The 19,094-nt window shown below is 73.0% G+C and carries 16 protein-coding genes; 7 read left to right on the forward strand and 9 right to left on the reverse strand.

The window, feature by feature from the left end; translation table 11 throughout:
* Positions 1–51: 51 nt before the first annotated feature.
* Positions 52–1,122, reverse strand: coding sequence for a mechanosensitive ion channel family protein (locus P696_RS48650; RefSeq protein WP_051468271.1), 1,071 nt, complete (start codon positions 1,120–1,122; stop codon positions 52–54).
* 168 nt (positions 1,123–1,290) lie between these two features.
* Here P696_RS48650 and P696_RS0128020 point away from each other — a divergent pair, with 168 nt between their 5' ends.
* Both P696_RS0128020 and P696_RS56280 read left to right on the forward strand, forming a co-directional pair.
* Positions 1,291–2,913: a CocE/NonD family hydrolase gene (locus P696_RS0128020; protein WP_034487335.1), complete on the forward strand. Its 1,623-nt coding sequence runs from the start codon at positions 1,291–1,293 to the stop codon at positions 2,911–2,913.
* Between the two features lie 493 nt (positions 2,914–3,406).
* Positions 3,407–3,688, forward strand: coding sequence for a hypothetical protein (locus P696_RS56280; RefSeq protein ID WP_157429967.1), 282 nt, complete (start codon positions 3,407–3,409; stop codon positions 3,686–3,688).
* A gap of 204 nt (positions 3,689–3,892) precedes the next feature.
* Here P696_RS56280 and P696_RS0128030 read toward each other — a convergent pair whose 3' ends face one another.
* Genes P696_RS0128030 through P696_RS0128040 form a run of 3 tightly spaced genes read right to left on the reverse strand, consistent with a single transcriptional unit; the run spans position 3,893 to position 6,175 of the window.
* A complete protein-coding gene (locus tag P696_RS0128030) occupies positions 3,893–4,342 on the reverse strand; it encodes a peroxiredoxin (RefSeq protein ID WP_026414919.1) in 450 nt (149 codons plus the stop codon).
* On the reverse strand, positions 4,339–4,920 hold the full coding sequence (locus P696_RS48655) for a hypothetical protein (protein WP_034487404.1): 582 nt from the start codon (positions 4,918–4,920) through the stop codon (positions 4,339–4,341). The genes P696_RS0128030 and P696_RS48655 overlap by 4 nt, the downstream gene beginning before the upstream one ends.
* Positions 4,921–4,927: 7 nt before the next feature.
* Positions 4,928–6,175: a serpin family protein gene (locus P696_RS0128040; RefSeq protein ID WP_026414920.1), complete on the reverse strand. Its 1,248-nt coding sequence runs from the start codon at positions 6,173–6,175 to the stop codon at positions 4,928–4,930.
* Between the two features lie 395 nt (positions 6,176–6,570).
* Between P696_RS0128040 and P696_RS48660 the strand changes: the two genes are divergently transcribed.
* Positions 6,571–8,016, forward strand: a complete 1,446-nt coding sequence (locus tag P696_RS48660; RefSeq protein ID WP_245627842.1) for a glycosyltransferase — start codon at positions 6,571–6,573, stop codon at positions 8,014–8,016.
* Positions 8,017–8,180: 164 nt separating this feature from the next.
* On the forward strand, positions 8,181–11,147 hold the full coding sequence (locus P696_RS58875; RefSeq protein ID WP_281174998.1) for a helix-turn-helix transcriptional regulator: 2,967 nt from the start codon (positions 8,181–8,183) through the stop codon (positions 11,145–11,147).
* Positions 11,148–11,151: 4 nt separating this feature from the next.
* Here the strand turns inward: P696_RS58875 and P696_RS0128055 are convergent, their stop codons facing one another.
* Both P696_RS0128055 and P696_RS48665 read right to left on the reverse strand, forming a co-directional pair.
* The gene (locus tag P696_RS0128055) at positions 11,152–12,213 is read right to left on the reverse strand and encodes an NAD(P)H-dependent amine dehydrogenase family protein (RefSeq protein WP_026414922.1); all 1,062 of its coding nucleotides are present in this window, start codon (positions 12,211–12,213) and stop codon (positions 11,152–11,154) included.
* A 2-nt stretch (positions 12,214–12,215) separates the two neighbouring features.
* On the reverse strand, positions 12,216–13,061 hold the full coding sequence (locus P696_RS48665) for an SDR family oxidoreductase (RefSeq protein WP_051468272.1): 846 nt from the start codon (positions 13,059–13,061) through the stop codon (positions 12,216–12,218).
* Positions 13,062–13,202: 141 nt separating this feature from the next.
* Here P696_RS48665 and P696_RS56285 point away from each other — a divergent pair, with 141 nt between their 5' ends.
* Positions 13,203–13,412 carry a hypothetical protein gene (locus P696_RS56285; RefSeq protein WP_034487338.1) on the forward strand — a complete coding sequence of 70 codons (210 nt, stop codon included), beginning with the start codon at positions 13,203–13,205 and terminating at the stop codon, positions 13,410–13,412.
* On the opposite strand, the gene P696_RS48675 is transcribed toward P696_RS56285, so the two are convergent.
* The 3 genes from P696_RS48675 to P696_RS0128080 all read right to left on the reverse strand — a co-directional run bounded on the left by P696_RS48675 (position 13,409) and on the right by P696_RS0128080 (position 16,297).
* A complete protein-coding gene (locus tag P696_RS48675) occupies positions 13,409–14,221 on the reverse strand; it encodes a patatin-like phospholipase family protein (RefSeq protein ID WP_051468273.1) in 813 nt (270 codons plus the stop codon). The genes P696_RS56285 and P696_RS48675 overlap by 4 nt on opposite strands.
* Positions 14,222–14,313: 92 nt before the next feature.
* Entirely contained in the window at positions 14,314–15,267 is a 954-nt protein-coding gene (locus tag P696_RS0128075; protein WP_026414923.1) for an ornithine cyclodeaminase family protein, read from the reverse strand.
* A 25-nt stretch (positions 15,268–15,292) separates the two neighbouring features.
* Entirely contained in the window at positions 15,293–16,297 is a 1,005-nt protein-coding gene (locus P696_RS0128080; protein ID WP_026414924.1) for an ABC transporter ATP-binding protein, read from the reverse strand.
* A 333-nt stretch (positions 16,298–16,630) separates the two neighbouring features.
* On the opposite strand from P696_RS0128080, the gene P696_RS0128085 reads away from it, so the two are divergent.
* Together P696_RS0128085 and P696_RS0128090 are read left to right on the forward strand one after the other, a co-directional pair.
* Positions 16,631–17,725 (forward strand): S1 family peptidase, encoded by a 1,095-nt coding sequence (locus tag P696_RS0128085; RefSeq protein ID WP_084338275.1) that lies wholly within the window; start codon positions 16,631–16,633, stop codon positions 17,723–17,725.
* A gap of 295 nt (positions 17,726–18,020) precedes the next feature.
* Positions 18,021–19,088 carry a S1 family peptidase gene (locus tag P696_RS0128090; protein ID WP_026414926.1) on the forward strand — a complete coding sequence of 356 codons (1,068 nt, stop codon included), beginning with the start codon at positions 18,021–18,023 and terminating at the stop codon, positions 19,086–19,088.
* Positions 19,089–19,094 lie beyond the last annotated feature (6 nt).

Genomic DNA, 19,094 nt, shown 5'->3' on the forward strand with positions numbered 1-19,094 from the left:
TTGCGACGTCGGTGTCGGTTGCCTTGTGGTGCCGGGGCGCTGTACGGGGTGTCAGTCGGTGAGGTGGGGGCGGGCGTCGGAGGGCGGCTGGGGCCGGGAGTCGGGGAGGAGGATCTTGCGGGTGGGCGGGGGCATCTCGATGCCCTCGAGGCGGAAGCGGCGGTGCAGGCGTTTGACGAACTCGTGCTTGATGCGGAACTGGTCGCCGAACTCGACGGTGCGGAGGATGACGGTGAAGTGGATGCGGGAGTCGTCGAAGGTGTGGAAGCGGACGAGCGGCTCGGCGTCCTTCACACCGCCCTCGACCTCGGCCATGACCTCGTGGCCGACCTCGATGACGACCTTCTCGACGTGGTCCAGGTCGGCGTCGTACGCGCAGCTCGCCTGGAAGAGCAGGGACATGTCCTGCGCGGGGCGGTGGTAGTTGGTGAGGATCGTCTTGGAGAACGTGGCGTTCGGGATGACCTCGATGTTGTCCGAGAGGGTGCGGATGGAGGTGTTGCGCCAGTTGATGTCGACGACGTAGCCCTCCTGACCGCTGCTGAGCTTGATGTAGTCGCCCGGCTCCATCGTCCGGGACGCCAGGACGTGGACGCCCGCGAAGAGGTTGGCCAGGGTGTCCTGCAGGGCGAGCGCGACGGCCAGGCCGCCGACGCCCAGGGCGCCCAGAAGGGGCGTGATGGAGACTCCGAGGCTCTGCAGCATCACCAGGACGCCGACGCCGAGCACGAGGACCTTGCTGATGTTGGTGAAGATGGTGACGTTCGCGGCGGTGCCCTGCCGGATGAGCGCGACCGAGGCGATGATGCCCGCGACCAGGCGCGCCAGCGCCAGCGACACGACCAGCACGGTCGCGGCGGTCAGGACGCGGCCCGTCGCGACCATCGTCCCGTGGTGGAGGGGCAGGGCGTTCGCCGCGAGCCAGCCGCCGCCGAGCACGGCGAGCGGCAGCGCCAGGTCGTACAGCAGGCGGGCGGCCAGGTCGTCCCACGTCCAGCGGGTGTCCTCCGCGTGCGCCGTCAGCCGCTTCGCGAACAGGCGAAGCGCGACGGCCACCACGAGCGCCACCACCATGACGGCGGAGGCGATGATGATCGGTTCCCAACCGGGCCACTCAGGCATGCTTCGGCATCCTCCACACATGACGGACCTTCAAGACAAAACATCGATCGTAGCCCGGTCGCGCCGTCCGTTCGGGGCCATTGGGACAGAGCGAGCGGGCACGGCGAGGGGGGCGTGACGGGAATGTCGGTGCGAAGGTTTACGATCGGGCAGGTGGTAGGAACGGGGATGTTGCGCCGCCTGGGGGTCACGGCGCTGGGACTGCGGAACGGCCCCCACCGGGTCGAGGTCACGAGGGACATCGAGGTCCCGACCGGTGACGGCGTGACGCTGCTCGCCGACCACTACGCGCCGGTGGACGTGGAACGTCCGCCGACCATCCTCGTGCGTTCGCCGTACGGACGCCGCGGGCCGTTCGGGCTGATGTGCGGGCAGACGTTCGCCTCGCACGGGTTCCAGGCCGTCGTGCAGAGCATCCGCGGCGGGTTCGGGTCCGGCGGGGTGTTCGAACCCCTCGACGAACGCGAGGACGGCCTCGCCACCATCGAGTGGCTGAAAGAGCAGCCGTGGTTCGGCGGGACGTTCGCGATGCACGGGCCCAGCTACCTCGGTTACGTGCAGTGGGCGGTCGCCGCCGAGGCCGGGCCGGAGCTGCGCGCGCTGTCGATGCAGGTCACCGCGTCGTCCTTCCGCGACGCCGTGAACGTCGGCGGCACGTTCGCCCTCGAGGCCGCGCTGACCTGGGTCGATCTCACCGCGCGCATGAAGCACCCGCTGTCGGGGGTGACGACCGGCATCATGTCGCCGCGCCGCGCGCGCCGGGCGGCGTTGTCCGGCAAGCCGCTCGCGGAGCTGGACGTCCTCGCGACCGGCGAGCAGCAGAAGTTCTTCCAGGACCTGCTCACCCACGGCCCCGACACCCCGTTCTGGGACCGCCGCGACTTCACCCGCACGGTGTCGGAGGTGTCCGCGCCGGTCAACATGATCGGCGGCTGGTACGACATCTTCCTGCCGTGGCAGATCAAGGACTACGCGGCCCTGCGCGCGGGCGGCCACCAGCCGTACCTGACCATCGGGCCCTGGTTCCACGCCGACCAGCGGATGATGCGCGGTTCGGTCGGCGAGTCCCTGACCTGGTTCCGCGCGTTCCTGCTCGACGACCCGTCCGAGCTGCGCGAGATGCCCGTCCGGCTGTACGTCACGGGCGCGAACGAGTGGCGCGAGTTCCCCGACTGGCCCGTGCCGGGCATGCGCGAGGAGCGGTGGCACCTGCATCCGGACGGCGCCCTGTCCCCGGACGCGCCGCCCGAGTCCGAGCCCGCCCGCTACCGGTACGACCCCGAGCACCCGACGCCGTTCCTCGGCGGCCCGACGCTGCTCGGCGACAACCATCCCGTCGCCGACCAGGCGAAGCTGGAACGCCGCCGCGACGTCCTCACCTTCACCTCACCCGAGCTGGACGAGGACCTGGAGATCATCGGCCCGGTCTCCGCCGACCTGTTCGTCCGTTCCGACCGGCAGCACACCGACTTCGTCGTCCGTCTGTGCGACGTGGACGAGGAGGGCGTGTCGGTCAACCTCTGCGAGGGCATGCGCCGCCTCGTCCCCGGCGACCCGGAGCCGGACGACGACGGCGTCCGCCGCATCACGATCGAGCTCTGGCCCGTGGGCCACCGCTTCCGCCAGGGCCATCGCGTCCGCGTCCAGGTCTGCAGCGGCGCCTACCCCCGCGTCTCCCGCAACCCCGGCACCGGCGCCCCCATCGGCACCGCCACCGACCACCTCACCGCCGACCAGGAGATCTTCCACGCCCCGAACCGCCCCTCCGCCATCCTCCTCCCCCACGCCTGACCCCCGCCGAACCCCACCCGATCCGTCCGTCCCCGAGAGCCCGTCCCCGGCAGGCTCCTTCCTCGGGCCCCTCCCCGGGACGTCCCCGCGGCTCGCGCTCCCCACTGGGACGTCCCCGCAGCTCGGGCCCCTCCCCGGGACGTCCCCGCGGCTCGCGCTCCCCACTGGGACGTCCCCGCAGCTCGGGCCCCTCTCCGGGACATCCCTGCGGCTCGCGCTCCCCACTGGGACGTCCCTGCGGCTCGGGCTCCTACGGGACGTCCTTTCGGCTCGGCCACTCACTGGGACGTCCTTGCGGGACTGCCAGAACGCGGCCCGGCTACGTCGGCTCCAGCCTCGTCCGCGCCCTCGGCGTGGGACCGGCGATCACCTGACGGCACCCGAGGACGACCTGCGACCTCCATCGGGCCGAGCGCCGAGGAACTCGGTCAGGTCCCGTTGGCGCTCGCCACCGCCATGACTTGGCGGTGCTCGCCACCGCCAGGACTTGGCGGTGCTCGCCATCGCCGCCGCCCTGCGGACGCTGTCAGAGCGTCGGCCCTCCGGGGCGGTCCGCACCGAAAACCCGGTTGCCGTCCGCCAAAAGGTGGGCGACGGTGTTCGGCGTGGTGAGATGAAAGGGGCTCACGTGTCCGACCGCCAGGCCGAGATCGACAGGCTCATCACCAGCGGCAACATCCTCGCAGCGGGTGTGAAAGCGCTCCGCGGGGAGCATGGCTGCGGCATCGCCGAGGCCCTTCGGAAAGTTCCACGACTGGTATGCCCGGCTTCGTGAGCGCAGGCCAGGTGACTTCACCAACGGGCCCGGCGCGTGCTTTCAGAGGTTCTGCGGATGAACCAAGATCCGACGCGAACACCAGGAACGACGCGTCGAGCCGACGCTGCCGTGTACCGGTCTCGCACGTCTGGTGCGCCGGCGACGTCACAGTGCGCGGGTCGGCGGGCACCGGTCTGGCGCCGTCGTGGGGGGTTGGGTGGGTTAGAGGTTGCGGAGGGTGGTCAGGGCTCGGTCGGCGTGGACGTTCATGCGGACTTCGGACTTGATGATCTCCAGGATGCGGCGGTCCTGGGCGATGACGAAGGTCTGGCGGCGGGTGGGGGCCAGGGCGAAGCCGCGTTTGACGCCGAAGAGGGCCCGGACGGCGCCGTCGGGGTCGGAGAGCAGGGGGTAGCCGAGGGAGTGGCGCTTGGTGAACTCGTGCTGTTTGGCGGGGGCGTCGCCGCTGATGCCGACGGGACGGGCTCCCAGGTCGGCGAGTTCCTCGGCCACGTCGCGGAAGTGGCAGGCCTCGGCGGTGCAGCCGGGTGAGAGGGCGGCGGGGTAGAAGAAAAGGACGACCGGGCCGTCCGCCAGCAGGTCGCTGAGGCGGCGGGACGTGCCGGTCTCGTCCGGAAGTTCAAAGTCTTCCACCACATCACCGACGTTCATGGGCGAACGGTACCAAGCGCGCCGGGGCGGGTCATCAGGTAGGTGGTGATCCGGTCGGGGGGCCAGCCGTGGGACTCGCGGAGTCCGGCGGTGAGCATGGCGAGGTAGGCGGCGGACGGGGCGTTGAGGTCGGCCTCGGCGGCGCCGTGGGGCGAGGTGAAGGTGAGCATGGGGTGTCCGGCCACCTCACCCACCTTCAGGACGGTGTCGTAGCGGCCCGGGCCGAGGGTCTGGCGGCCGGTGGTGACGGCGGGGGTGAGGTCGATGTCGGCGCCGACCTCGCGGCGCATCTCCTGGGCGAGGACGTCGCCGAACTGGCCGGAGGTCAGCAGGTAGGCGCGGGCCGGGGCCTCGCCGTCCAGGGTCGGGTCGTAGAAGGCCATGCCGCCGCCCCAGACCAGGGACTCCAGGGCGAAGTAGATGCCGCCCGGAAGGAGGACGGGACGGTCGGCGGCGGGCGGTCGCGGGTCGCGGCAGCCGGTGTTGGTGCGCGCGCCGCCCTCCGGACGGCCGCCTTCCAGGTAGCAGAGGAAACGGTCGCGGCGCAGGTTGGAGCCGTAGGCGGCGTACCAGAGCATCACCCGGTCATTGTCGGGTGGGGTCGGCGACGCGGGCCATGAAGAACGGCTCTCCGGTCTTCGTGTCGCGGACGATCATGAGGTACGGGCGGTCGAGGGCGACCTCGATCTTCTTGGTGGGCGCGGGCGCGGCGGTCGCCTCGATGCCGGTGCCGGTGGCCGCGGCGCCCTCGGTGCCCTTCTCGTCCACCCTGAGGGTGGCGGCGTGCCGGACGAAGCCGATCCTCTCCGCCTTCGGTGAGATGCCGCGCAGGTCGGCCTGGCCGGAGAACGCGACGCCCATGCCGAGGCGGGTGAGCAGCGGTGTGAGTTCGCGTTGGGACGAGAGGTCCGTCTTGGGCATGAAGAGCTGGACGGGGGTGCCCGTGGCGAGCGTGGCGGTGAGCCGGTCGAAGGTCGCGGCGGTGAGGTTCGGGCAGCCGTGGGCGGACTTGTCCGGGACCAGCGCGGTCATGCGGAGCCTGTCGCCGGAGTAGGGCAGGTCGACGGCCGTCCATCCGGCGGTGTGGGCGTAGCCGAAGTGGCTCTCGGCGTCCATGAACCTGGCCTGGACGGTCCGTCCGTCCGAGGTGGTGAAGCGGTCGGTGGCGCCGGACTTGAACTTCGTCCGCCATTCGGCCCTGAGGTGGACGGCGTCGGTGAGGACCCAGCCGGTGTGGGAGGTGATCTGGCCCTTCGGGAGCAGTTCGGCGATCTTCCCGCCGGTGTCCTTCTTGATCTGGGCGTTGATCGCCTTGCGGGCGTCCTCGGGCTTCTCGGCGAAGTCGAGGGTCTTCAGGCCCGCGTCGTATCCGGTGGCGAGCTTGTCCAGGTAGCCCTTGTCGGTGGGGATGCCGGTGTTGGCCCAGATCTGGTCGGAGACCTTGACGGACGCCTTCTTGGTGTTGAACGACCGCATCTCGCTCATGCGCGCGCGGAGGCCGGGCAGCAGATCGCCGGACGGCAGGTGCAGGGCGCGGGCCATGGCGGTGGCGGTCCGGCCTCGCGCGCCCTGGTAGGCCATGCCGAGGCTGGACGCGACGCTGCTCGGCGACAGCACGATGTTGGCGTTCGGGTCGGCGCCGCACCAGGAGGAGAGCAGTCCGAAACCGAACGCGGTGTCGGCGCGTCCGAGGGGGCGGGGGTCGCCGGGCGGCACCTTGATCACGGCGCCGCGCAGCTCGTGCGCCTTGGGCGTCTGGTCGCCGCAGGCCGCGACGCCTGTGGTGAGCGCCGTCGCGCATGCCAGGACGGCGAGAGAGCGGGGAGTCGGCATGCCGTTAGGACGGCGTCGCGAATCCCACGGTTCCCGGCGAAGCGAATTTACGGGTCATGTCGGATGTCATCCTCTTCGACTCGTTCCTGCCGGTTTCGTCAGGTGACGAGCCGAATGACTGTCACTGGACGGTGAGAATGCTTTGGCGGACGCGCCACTTTCGGCGTGATGCCCGACACCGTCACGTTTGCCCGGTCCGGCGATCGGGGACTATGGTCGTCGTGACCGCCTGAAACCGGGTGGGGACAGAAAACCCCCCGCCCCCTGCGCCCCCAGCGGGCGCTTTCCCGCAGGTCACTCGCGCTTCGAACAGGTGTCTACGACGCAGATACCTCCCGGTTACCCCTGTGCTGACCCGGAGGTCCCCCATGCGTCGGTCCCTGAACATCGCTCTCGTGTCCGCTTCCGACTTCGGCGGAGACCGGTCCCAGGTGTCCCATGTCCGTGAGCTCGCGCGCGCCCTCGGCCGTCCCGAGGACGAGGGCGGGGCCGGGCACCGCGTCTCGGTCTACGGCCGCCGCTGCTCCCCCGACGCCCGCGGTCGCACGCGGCTCGCGTCCGGCGCCACGCTGTTCAACCTGACCGCGGGACCGGAGCGTCCGCTGCCGGACGACCGGCTCCTCGACCACGTCCGCGACCTGGCCGACGAGCTGCGCCGCCGCTGGTCCGGCGCCGGACGCCCGGAGGTGGTCCACGCGCACGGCTGGATCGGCGGGCTCGCCGCGTGCGCCGTCGCCGGTGAGCTCGGCATCCCCTTCGTCCAGACCTTCCACGGCATGGCCGCGACCGAGGCGCGCGCCGGACGGACCGTCCACCCCGCGCGCGCCCGGCTGGAGCGTGCCATCGGCCGCGGCGCCGCCGCCGTCCTCGCCCGCTGCGCCGACGAGGCCGCCGACGCGGTGCGGACGGGCGTCGCGCGCGACATCGTCCGGGTCGTCCCGCCCGGCGTGGACGTGGACCTGTTCTCCGAGGTCGGCCCGGCGATGCCGCACGGCGACCGGCAGCGGCTCACGGTGGTCGCGCGGAACCTGTCGGACGGCTCGGCCGAGACCGCGCTGCGGGCGTTGCAGCACGTCCCGGACGCCGAGCTGGCCGTCGCGGGCGGCCCGGACCGGGAGGAGCTGGAGAACGACGCGTCGGTGCATCGGCTGACAGTCCTCGCCAAGGAGCTGCACGTCTCGGACCGGGTGATCTTCCTCGGCCGGGTGCCGCGCCGGTCGCTGCCGCGGCTGCTGCGGACGACCCGGCTCGCGCTCAGCCTGGCCCCCGCGCAGCCCGCGCCGACGTCCGCGCTGGAGGCGATGGCCTGCGGCGTCCCGGCGGTCGTGACGCCGGTCGGGACGAACGCGGACGCGGTGCTCGACAAGATCACCGGGCTGCACGTCCAGGCGGGCCGTCCGCGCCAGATCGGGCTGGCCGTCCGGGGGCTGCTCGCCGAGGAGACCATGCGGCGCGGCTACGCGATCGCCGCCGCCGACCGCGCCCGCTCCCGGCACGGCTGGAACCGCATCGCCGACGAGACCGAGCGGGTCTACCTCACGGTCATCCCCGAGCCCGAGACCCTGCCGGAGCCGGACCAGGATCCGGAGGAGGCGCCCGAGCCGATCAGGATCCCGGCCCCCGCGCCGGAGCCCGAGCGCGAGCCCGAGCCCGCGTCCGGAGCCTCGTCCGAGTCCGGGGCCGAGTCCGGAACCGCGCCCGGAACCGCGTCCGAGTCCGGGTCCAGGTCGAAGTCCGGGTCCCGTTCGAAGTCCAAGTCCGGGTCCGAGTCCCGGTCCGGGTCGAGCGCTGACCGGGTGGTGGCCGAGTCCGGCAGTGATCTTGTGGGCTCGCCGCGCTGACCCTCGTCGCGCACGGTGTGACCTGCCGGGCCGTCCGTCACTCCCGTCCGGCGGCCCGGTGCCGTCCCGGCCCCCGGTCCTCCCAGGACCGGGGGCCGGGGCCTGCCTGAATCGTCCTGGTCCGATGGCATACTGAGGCAACTCTCACGGAGGTGCTGACAAGGGTGCTGATCGGCAGGAAGGCACAGTTCGCCGCGCTCACCGCGGCGTTGGACCGGGCCGCCGCCGGACACGCCGGGGTCGTCCTCGTGGGCGGGGACGCCGGGGTGGGCAAGACGCACCTGGTCGGCGAGCTCACCACGACCGCGCGGGAGCGCGGTTTCGCCGTGTTGACCGGGCAGTGCGCCGCGCTCGGCGAGTCGATGCCCTACCTGCCGCTGGCCGACGCCCTCTGGACGGCGCTGCGCGACCCGCAGTCCGCCGGGGCCGAGCGCGAGGCGCTCGAGACGGCGCTGGTGGACCGTCCGGTGCTGCGCAGGCTGCTGCCCGACGGCGACGGCGCGCCGGACGAGGCGTCCGACCTGGGCAGGCAGCAGCTGCTCGGCGCGACGCTCGGGCTCCTGGGCGAGCTCGGCGGGCAGCGTCCGGTGCTGCTCGTCCTGGAGGACCTGCACTGGGCGGACCGTTCCACCCGCAACCTCCTGGTCTTCCTGAGCCGGGTGCTCCAGCGGGAGCGGGTCTGCTTGGTCGGCACCTACCGGACCGACGACCTCCACCGGCGGCACCCGCTGCGGCCGGTCGTCGCCGAGCTGCTGCGGCTGCCGAACGTCACGGCGGTCGAGTTGCAGCCGTTCCGGCCGAACGAGACGTCGGAGTTCCTGGCCTCGCTGTCCGGGGCGGGCGCCAAACCGTCCCCCGACCTGGTCGACCAGGTCCACCGGCGGTCGGAGGGCAACCCGTTCTACGCGGGCGAGCTGTTCGCGGCGGCCGACGACCGGGAGCTGCCGTCCGCGCTGGCCGACCTGCTGCTCGCGCGGGTGGAGCGGCTGTCCGAGGACGCCCAGCACGTGGTGCGGGTCGCGGCCGTCGCCGGGCGCCGCGTGGACGACGAGCTGCTGCGCCACGTCTCCGGACTGTCGGAGGACGCGGCGGGCGAGGCGCTCCGCGAAGTGGTGTCGCACCAGATCCTGGTGCCGAGCGGCACCGCCGGGTACACGTTCCGGCACGCGCTGCTCCGCGAGGCCGTCTACGCCGATCTGCTTCCCGGTGAGCGCACCCGCCTGCACCGCGCGTTCGCGGCCGAGTTCCTCCAGGCCCTCGCACCGGCCGGTGAACAGGTCCCGGACGCGAACCGGACGCCGCGCGCCGCCGCGGAGCTGGCCTACCACTCGATGGCGGCGCACGACCTGCCGACGGGGTTCGCCGCGTCCGTGCGGGCGGGCAAGGACGCCGAGCGGATGGGCGCGCCGGACGAGGCGTACGAGCACTACGACCAGGCGCTGTCGCTGTGGGACAGCGTGCCCGGGCCGGACGAGGCGGCGGGCATGAGCCGGGTGGAGCTGGAGTGGGCGGCGGTCCGGTCGTCCGCGCGGGCCGGGGACGTGCGCCGGGCGGTGCAGCGGCTGCGGCGCCTGCTGGCCCTGGTCGATCCGGAGGACAAGGCGCTCAGCGCGGAGGTCCGCGAGCGCCTGGCGTACTACCTCCACGAGACCGACCATCTGGACGAGTCACGCAAGTGGGCTCAGGAGGCGCTCGACCTCACTCCGGAGAAGCCGCCGACTCCCGCGCGGGCGCGCGTACTGGCGACCTATGTGCGGTCGCTGCTGGCCACGCCCGAACGGTTCGACGAGGTTCCGGCGATGGCGGCCGAGACGCTGCGCGTGGCGCGCGAGGCGGACGTGCCGTCCGCCGAGGCCGCCGCGCTGATCTCGCTGGGGCAGCACACCGAGGCGACGCTCGGGCCGGGGCCGGAGGTGACGCGCGCCTACTCCGACGCGGTGCGGCTGGCGCGGACCTCGGGCAACATGCAGGTGATGTTGCGCGCGCTGTACGTCCAGGCGCACCTGCCGTACGAGATGGGCGAGCTCGCGCGCGCCCGCGCGTTGGCGGACGAGGCCGTCCGGTTCACTCTCGACAACGGGCTCGCCTGGTCGACCTACGGCATCAACCTGCGGTTCCTCCAGTTCCTGATCGCCTACACCGACGGCGACTGGGACCGGGCGTCCGAGATCGCCGACGGGTTCGGCATCCGCGTGGCGCGGGACGTGGAGGCGGTCGTGTCCGCGTACGCGCTGTTCCTGGACGTGGGGCGGGGCAGCACGCGCGCCACGCACCGGCTCCAGTGGATCGCGCCGTTGTGGGACGACGACACGTTCCTGGCGTATGTCGCGCGCGGCATGGCCGCCGAGCAGCGGATGTGGGACGGCGACGACACCGGGGCGCTGGAGCACGTCGCCAACGTCCTGCGGAACGAGCGGCCGGCCCACACCAGCCTGATCCGGATCGCGGCGGTGGGGCTGTGGGCGCACGCCGACCGGGCCGTCCGGGCGCGGCGTTCCAAGGACGCCGCCGCCGAGGCCGCCGCTTGTGCCGCCGCCGACGATCTGGTGGAGCGGGCCCGGTTCGCGGCGACGCACAGCCTGGACGGACGGCACGACGCGTGGATGGGCGCCGAGGGGCGCGGCTGGCTGGCGCGGGCGGAGGCCGAGTGGCGGCGCGCGCACGGCACGGACGGGCCGGAGCACTGGCGGGCCGCCCGGGACATCTTCGACTACGGGTTCGTCTACGAGGTCGCGCGGTCGCGGTGGCGGCTGGCGGAGTCGCTCGCCGAGCACGGCGACCGGGACGGCGCGGCGGAGGAGTGGCGCGCGGCGGTCGCCGACGCGGAGCGGCTGGACGCGCGTCCGCTGCTGCGGGTGCTGCGCGACCTTGGCTCGCGGGCGCGGCTCTCGGACGACCGGTCCCGCCACGAAGGCGGCGCGGCGAGCGACCGCGGCCCCCTCGGCGGGCTCACCTCGCGCGAGCGTGAGGTGCTGAAGCTGGTGGCGACGGGCATGGGCAACAAGGAGATCGCGGCGACGCTGTTCATCTCCCCCAAGACCGCGAGCGTGCACGTGTCGAACATCCTGGCCAAGCTGAACGTCACGAGCCGCACGCAGGCCGCCGCCCTCGCACACCGCGAGAACCTGTAGCGGGTCAGGCCAGGCCGCGGCCGGGGATCAGGGGCAGGTCGAGGGCGGTGAGCAGGCCGGGCGGGGACGCGACGACGGCCGGGACGGCGTTGACGATCCGCATCGCGGTCGCCTTCAGTCCGGCGGTGTTGTGGTCGCCGTCTGAGCCGAGCAGCCGCAGGTCGAGCGTGTAGTTCGGCTCGCCGGTGAGCTCGACGCGGTAGCACCCCTGCCCGGACGGCTGTGGCCAGTCGGGCGCGAGGTCGTCGCGCAGCCGGGTCACGTGCTCCAGGACGATGACGGGCCGTCCGCCGGACATGCCGCGCAGTTCGAAGCGGAGCGCGGCGGCCGTGCCCTTCTCGATCGTCCCGGACGCGATCTCGAACGTCTCGGGCGCGGGCAGCCGGACGTGGTGCTCCTCGACGTCGTCGAGCTCGACGTCGAGGGCGGCGGCGAGCTGCCGAACGACGCTGCCCCAGCCCATGCTCAGCACGCCGGGGAGCAGCAGCATCGGGGTCTCGTCGAGCGGCTTGCCGAAGCCCATGATGTCGAACAGGACGGTGCCCTGGTCGTAGGTGGCGTAGTTGAGGATCTCCATGCAGCGGATCTGGTCGATGCGCTCGGCGATCCCCGACAGCGCGATCGGCAGGACGTCGTTGGCGAAGCCGGGGTCGATGCCGTTGACGAACAGCGACGCGCCGCCCTCGGCCGCCGCCGCGCGGATCGGCGCGCTCATCCCGTCCGGGATGACCTGGTCGGGGAACTGGAGGAACACCGGGCTGGCGGACACGACGTCCACGCCGGCGCGCAGCAGCCGGGCGAGGTCGTCCAGGGCCTCCTGGATGCGGACGTCGGCCATGCAGGTGTAGACGACGCAGTCGACGCCGCGCGCGAGGATCTCGGCCTCGTCGCCGGACGCGGCGACGCCGACCGGGGCGAGCCCGCACAGTTCCCCGGCGTCGCGTCCGGCCTTGGCGGGGGTGGACGTCCAGACGCCGACGAGTTCCAGGTCGGGGCGGGCGACGATGCCCGCGAGGGCGTGCCGTCCGACGTTGCCGGTTCCCCACAGCGCGACGCGGTACGTCATGGTCACTCCTCCGGGCCGGGCCGGTCGGCGGCGAGGTCGGGCACCGCGAGATCGGACGCTGCGAGATCGGGCAGGCCGAGGTCGAGGTTGGGGACGTCGGTGCCGCCGTCCACGCGCAGGAGGGTCCCGGTGACGTATCCGGCGGCGGGCGAGGCGAGGTAGAGGACGGACGCGGCCACTTCCTCGGGGTCGCCGATGCGGCGCAGCGGCGTGTTGGCCTCCATGTGCGTCCGGAGGCCGTCGTCGGTCATGACGATGTCGAGCGCGGACGTCGCGACCGACCCGACGGCGATCGCGTTGACGCGGACGTGCGGCGCGAGGTCGCAGGCGGCGAGGCGGGTGTAGTGGGCGAGCGCCGCCTTGGCCGTTCCGTAGGCGAGGTAGCCGCGTCCGGCCATCCGTCCCATCGCGGACGCGATGTTGACGACCGCGCCCCCTCCGCCGGCGAGCATGTGCGGGACGGCGGCGCTGGTCAGGGCGTGCGCGCCGGAGACGTTGAACCGGAACGCCTCCTCCAGGTCCGCCGGGGAGGTGTCGAGGAAGGCGCGGGGCATGGCGCCGCCGACGTTGTTGACGACGACGTCGATCCGCCCGAACGCCTCGGCGGCGCGTCCGGCCAGTTCGGCGCAGGCGGCCGGGTCGGCCAGGTCGGACGGGACGACCAGCGCGCGCCGTCCGGCGGCCTCGACCTCGGCGGCGACCTTGCGCAGCTGCTCCTCGGTGCGGGCGGCGAGCACCACGTCGGCGCCCGCCTGCGCGAGCGCGACGGCGGAGGCCGCGCCGATGCCGCGCCCGGCGCCGGTGACGACGGCGACCCGACCGTCGAGGCGGAAGCGGTCCCAGATCACCTCCCCACCCCAACACGAAAGCGAACGGGGTTCAATGCGTAACTCGCGTCATTTGCGCCCATTTGCCGCCTCAAGTCGGGACATTGTTCCCAACCTGATGTACACCGGAATCATCTCCCCGATGCGCCGGAGGTGGTTCCGATGTCCCGTCGCCGAACCCCGCAGCACTCCCCGGGTCGCTGCCCGACGGGCAAGGTGCGCTTCCGGGACCGCATCGCCGCCACGCTGGCGCTGGCGACGATCCAGCGCCAGGGGCGGCAGGACCGGGACAAGGCGGAGACCCGGGTCTACCGCTGCCCGACCTGCGCGGGCTGGCACCTCACCTCGCAGCAGCCGCGCGTGAGCGGCTAGCGCAGCGGCGCGGCCAGGGGTTCGGCGAGGTCGGCGGCCTGGCGCAGGCCCTCCCGGTAGACCGCGGTCCAGCGGGTGCGGTCGCCGAGGTCGGGGCCGTAGGCCTCCACGGATCCGGCGTCCGGACGGACGCGCAGGTCGGCGCCGCCGTCCGGGCCGGGCATGAGGTGGCCGATCGGCTCGATGAGGATCAGCGTCCCGGCGCCCTCGGCGAGGTGGACGTTCGACCCGCCGCCGAACGCGCCGTCGATGTACTCGCGGCCGTCGATCGGGACCGGACGGACCGCTCCGGGCGCGGCGCTGCTCGAGGCGACGGCCACGTGGAGCGGGACGCCGCTGTCGCGCGTCCAGACGACGGGCCGGCCCGCCTCGACGTCCACGGCGGTGACCAGCAGGTTCGCGTCCGGCCACGCGCGGGTGCCGAGGGTGCGTTCCATGGCCGCCGCGTGCTGCTCGGCGGGCATCGCGGTGACCTCGCGGGCCAGCGCGCCGACCCGGCGCAGCGAGTCGCGCGGGTCCGCGCCGGGCGTGTTCATGATCGCGAGGGCGCGGGGCATCGCGGACGGGTCGCCGAGCCGCTCGCCCGGCGGGAGCTCGGCCAGGCCGTCCAGGTCGCGGCCGGAGGTGAGGGCACCCGCGGCGATCGCGCCCGCCGAGGTGCCGACGATCAGGTCGGCGCGGGCGAGGTCGACGCCCGCGCGGCGCAGCCCGTTCGCGAGGCCGAGGAGCCAGGCCGCCCCGACCGGGCCGCCGGGTCCGAGGACGAGCGCGACATCGGGGGAAGGCGCGGGACCGGAAGCGGTTGTCATGATCAAATCTTATATCGGCGCAGGTGACGGGCGGTATCGGACTTTCGGCGGGGGACCAAGGTCTCACCTGGGAGGGCTGCCTCGGGCAGGTCTCAGCCGAGGAAGTCGAAGGACGTGCCCGCGCCCGCCTCGCGCGCGGCCCGGTAGGCCGTCCAGGAGAGGGCGAGATCCTGCCAGGGCAGGCCGACCGGGGCGTAGACGGTGACCTCCTCGTCCCGGACGCGGCCGGGGACCTCGCCGCGCAGCAGGTCGCCGAGCGTCCCGGCCGCGTGCCGTACCGACAGGCCCGCGGTCGCGAGGACGCCCATGTCGACCGCGAGGGGCACGTCGTCGACCACGACCCGGGCGTGTTCGAGCAGGTCGGAGGCCAGCTCGGTCTTGCCGCGCTCGTCCGCGCCGAGTGAGGTGATGTGGGTGCCGGGGGCGATGTCGGCGGCGTGCAGCAGCGGGCGCCGCGCCCAGGTCGCTGTGATCACGATGTCCGCCCCCTCGACGGCGGCGCGCGCGTCGGCGGCGGTCCCGGACGGGACGCCGAGCCGCTCGCCGTGCCGTTCGGCGAACGCGGCGGCGCGGCCCGCGTCGAGGTCGGCGACCGTCAGGCCGGTGACGTCGCGGAGCGCGCCGAGGCCGAACAGCACCAGGTCGGACTGGGCGCCCGCGCCGATGACCGCGACGTTCCCGCCGCCGCGCCGGGCGAGCGCGTCGGTGCCGAGCGCGGCGGCGAGCCCGGTGCGCCAGGCGGTGACGGTCGCCGAGTCGAGCAGCGCGAGCAGTTCACCGGAGTCCAGGTCGTGCAGGCAGACGACGCCGCGTAGCGCGGGACGGGAGTCGGGGAACTTGGCGTTGACCTTGACCGTGTAGGCCGGGACGCCCGTGACCAGGCCCGGGATGAGGGCGGTCGCGCTGCCCGGGCCGGGCAGCGCGGTCACCACCCGGCGCGCGCCGGTCTCGCCGGGTTCGGCGGTGAATCCGGTGCGCAGGGCGGCGATGATCGGGCTCGGTTCGAGGAGGCGTTCCAGGTCGGTGCGGTTCAGCAGCAGCGTCACGTCCTGATTGTCGCAATTGGCCGGGCTACTCGGGACGTTGCCGCGCGGAGGTGAGGGAATCCCAGTCCCGCAGCCAGTCCCGGCCGACCTCGTCGACGAACGAGCCGGGCGGCGGCTGGACGTGGTGGGCGGCGAGCCACTCCCCCGGCCGCCGCATCGCCGGGCGGACGCGTCCGTCGCTCGGCATGAGCTGCGGCAGGATCGGCGCGGGCAGCGCCCTCGGGGCCGGGCCCCCGAGGGCCGACTCGGCGGCGAGCTCGGCGCTGTCCTTCTCCTCGGCCATGCCGATCGGGCCCTCGCGGCGGGCGTTGAAGAACTGGTTCACCGCCGGGTGGGTGCTCGACAGGATCATCTCGCGCGGCCCGAACATCACCAGGCCCCGGCGGAACAGCAGGCCGAGGTTGTCCGGCAGGACGCGGGCGGTGCCGATGTCGTGCGTGACGATGAGGAACGTCGCGCCCATCTCGGCGTTCAGGTCGACGAACAGCTGGTTCAGGTAGGCCGTCCGGACGGGGTCGAGTCCCGAGTCGGGCTCGTCGGCGAGGATCACCTCGGGGTCGAGCACCAGCGCGCGGGCGAGCCCGGCGCGCTTCTTCATCCCGCCCGAGATCTCGCCCGGCAGCTTGTCGTCCGAGCCGGTCAGGCCGACCATCTCCATCTTCTCCAGGACGATCCGCCGGATCTCGGTCTCGCTCTTGCGGGTGTGCTCGCGCAGCGGGAACGCGATGTTGTCGAAGATGTTCATCGAGCCGAACAGCGCGCCGTCCTGGAACAGGACGCCGAACCGGCGGCGCACCTCGTACAGCTCGTTCTCGCGGACGCGGGGCACGTCGCGGCCGTCCACGTAGACGTGGCCGCGGTCCGGGCGCAGCAGCCCCACCAGGTTCTTCAGAAAGACCGACTTGCCCGTGCCGGACGGCCCGAGCAGCGCGGAGATCTCACCGGCGGGGATCGTGAGCGTGACGTCCTCCCACACCACCTGCCGCCCGAACGACTTCTTGAGCCCTTCCACCCGGATCTCGATGCCCATGGCGACTCCAACGGGCGGAGGCCGGGGGCGGGGTGGATCCCGTGGCCTGCAGCCGCCCCCGCCGCCTTCGACGATACGTCCGGCCGGACGCGCCGGGGAGGCCCGTCCCGGACCGCCGGCGACCGGTATTGGACGCCTCATCCAAGGTCGGCCGGGTTTCGGCCATCGGGCCACCATGCCCGAAATATGGGTTCGGACTCGAACCCAATGTGCCAACGCATGCGGTGATCCTTCGGCAGATTCTCGGGTTCCGTTCAGCGAGGCGGGACACCAGGCTCGGGGGCGACCTCCGGCGCGCCACAAGGGGCGCGCCCAATCCCCTCTGGAGGCCCAGTGAAGATCCGTCACACCCGCGGACGCGGACCGGTCGTGCTGTGCGCGGCCCTCGGACTGACGGCGGCCGGCCTGGCCGTCGTCCCGAGCCTCGCGAACGCGACCCCCCGGAGCGAGGACGTCGCCCAGACGGCGTCCGACTCCCCGATGCTCGCCCAGTCCCACCTGGCCAGGGGACTGTCCACCAAGCTCGGCGGAGCCACCGCCGGGTCGTACGTGGACGACGCGACCGGCAGGCTCGTGGTCACCGTGACCAACGCGACGGCGGCCGAGTCCGTCCGCGCGGCGGGCGCCCAACCACGCACGGTCAGCCGATCGGGCGGCGATCTGAAGAAGGTGATGGCCGCGCTCAAACGGGACGCGACCGTCCCGGGCACCGCCTGGGCGGCCGATCCCAAGACCGACCAGGTCGTCCTGTCGGTCGACAGGACGGTCACCGGCGCGAGGCTCGCGAAGGTGAAGAAGGCGGCGGCCAAGCACGGCGCCGCCGTCCGGCTCTCCCACGTCGGCGGCAAGTTCCGGCCGCTGACGGCGGGAGGCGAGGCCATCTGGACCGACGGCGGGCGCTGCTCGCTGGGGTTCAACGTCAAGAAGGGCTCGGACTACTACTTCCTGACCGCGGGGCACTGCACCGCGATCGGCAAGTCGTGGTCGGCCACGCAGGGCGGCACGCCGCTCGGCGACACCGTGGACGGGACCTTCCCCGGCCACGACTACGGCCTGGTCAAGTACGCGAGCGCCCCGTCCGACACCAAGGGCGTGGTGAGCCTGTACGGCAAGGGCGAGCAGGACATCACCGGCGCCGGTGAGGCGGTGGTCGGGCAGACCGTCACCCGCAGCGGCAGCACCACCCAGGTGCACGACGGCAAGGTGACCGCGCTCGACCAGACGGTGAACTACCAGGAGGGGTCGGTCTCCGGCCTCATCCAGACCACCGTCTGCGCCGAGCCGGGCGACAGCGGCGGGTCGCTGTTCGCCGGGGACAAGGCCCTCGGGCTGACCTCGGGCGGCAGCGGCGACTGCACGTCCGGTGGGGAGACCTTCTTCCAGCCGGTCGGCCCGGCGCTGGAGGCGTTCGGCGCCGAGCTGTACTGACCGCAGCACTGAAGCGGTCCTGACCGCAGCACGACCGCGGTACTGACCGCGGGCCGGCTCCCATCGCGGAGGGTGCGGTGTCCCGGCGGCCGACGGGACGCCGCACTCGTCTCGACTACAACTGTCAAACCAGCAATCATGCCCGTTTCTTCGCAGATATCCCGTACGTTTTCCGCCAATTCGTCCCACCTGAGATAAGCATGATCATCCCTAGGCGGACGGCTCCGGGTCACGGATGCTCAGCAGACCTCCGGCGCGTCAACCGGGCGCGCCCGCATCCCCCTGGAGGCTCCCAGTGCGTACCCCGCACTCGCGTGCACGCCGCGTCGCCCTCGTCGGCTCGGCCGCCGCGCTCCTCACCGCCGCCCTGTCCACCCCCGCCGCGCACGCGTCGGCGACGTCCCCCGCCCCCTCCCCCGCCGACCGCCAGAACCGGCTCGCCGACTCGCTCGCGCGCACGCTCGGCGACCGCAGCGCCGGGTCCTACCTCGACGCGTCCGGCAAGCTCGTCGTCACCGTGTCGGACGCCGCGAGCGCGAACGCCGTGCGCGCGGCGGGCGCGCAGCCGCGCACCGTCGCCCGGACCGGCGCCGTCCTCAACCGGGCCATGGACGCGCTGAAGCGGGACGCGACCGTCCCCGGCACGGCGTGGGCCGTCGACCCGAAGACCAACCAGGTCGTCCTGTCCGTGGACAGCACCGTCACCGGCGCGAAGCTCGCGAAGGTGAAGAAGGCCGCGGCCAAGCAGGGCACGGCCGTCCGCACCGAGCGCGTGGCCGGGGCGTTCCGGACGTTCACGGCCGGCGGCGACGCGATCTACACCGGCAACTACCGCTGCTCCCTCGGCTTCAACGTCAAGGTGGGCGGCGCGTACTACTTCCTGACCGCCGGGCACTGCACGAACCTCGGCAGCACCTGGTACTCCAACTCGGCGCACACCGCCGTGCTCGGCACGAGGGCGGGCAGCACCTTCCCGGGCCATGACTACGGCATCGTGAAGTACTCGTCCACGCCGACCGACACGACCGGCGTCGTCGACACCTACGGAGGCAGCCAGAACATCACCTCCGCGGCCAACCCGACCGTCGGGCAGAGCGTGCGCCGCAGCGGCAGCACGACGCACGTCCACTCCGGGACGGTCACCGCGCTCAACCAGACCGTCAACTACGCCGAGGGCACCGTCACCGGCATGATCCGCACGACCGTCTGCGCCGAGGGCGGCGACAGCGGCGGCTCGCTCTACTCGGGCACCACCGCGCTGGGCCTCACCTCCGGCGGCAGCGGCAACTGCACCTCGGGCGGGACGACGTTCTTCCAGCCCGTCACCGGCGCGCTGAGCGCGTACGGCGCGTCCGTCTACTAAATCCGT

Origin of the sequence: Actinomadura oligospora ATCC 43269 (assembly GCF_000518265.1) — a bacterium.
GTDB classification, from domain to species: domain Bacteria; phylum Actinomycetota; class Actinomycetes; order Streptosporangiales; family Streptosporangiaceae; genus Spirillospora; species Spirillospora oligospora.